Origin of the sequence: Herbiconiux daphne (assembly GCF_024979295.1) — a bacterium.
Lineage (GTDB): Bacteria > Actinomycetota > Actinomycetes > Actinomycetales > Microbacteriaceae > Herbiconiux > Herbiconiux daphnes.
Map to the genome: position 1 here is coordinate 1 of NZ_JANLCJ010000733.1, position 541 is coordinate 541.

Genomic DNA, 541 nt, shown 5'->3' on the forward strand with positions numbered 1-541 from the left:
CGACTTCTCTGTCTTTGTTGTAGTTCATTAAGAATGCCACTACGTTAAAATCTGGAATTTGAATATCTGTAGTTTTGAGCAACTCAATCAGTTGTTCGAGTGCTTTGGTTGCGTGACCTTCAACGGCTAAACGTGCGATTGCATAAGGGGTCACATCAACGTCAATCAGGAGTTCAAGAAGGCAACATAGCTTATCGAGTGACAGCAAGCCTTTGCCAGTGGCGCGGGGCTTCATTCGCTGGAAGTGGTACAGGTAGATAATCATAGGGGGCTTGAGATTGTCACCTGTACGCTGTCGGGTTTTACGCTGCTCAAATTTAACGCCTAACCTGCTACAGAGTTCTTTTAATTGTTCGGGGTTTAGCTGGTGGAGAGAAGAGGCAGTTTTAAACGGGGATTCAGGACAACCGACGATACGCTTTGCGCTTCGAAATAACTCGCCACCAGCTAAATTTTTATGCTTCTTTGCAAATGTGGTGAGAATAGGGCGAAAGCGTTTTAGTAATTGCGCTTTTGCTTCTGTTGCTGTGTCACATTTGGT

Annotated in this window: 1 protein-coding gene; it reads right to left on the reverse strand. The window is 44.9% G+C overall.

Annotated elements, in window-relative coordinates; translation table 11 throughout:
• A partial coding sequence (locus tag N1032_RS27400) for a hypothetical protein (RefSeq protein WP_259543870.1) occupies positions 1-541 on the reverse strand: 541 nt, incomplete at both ends.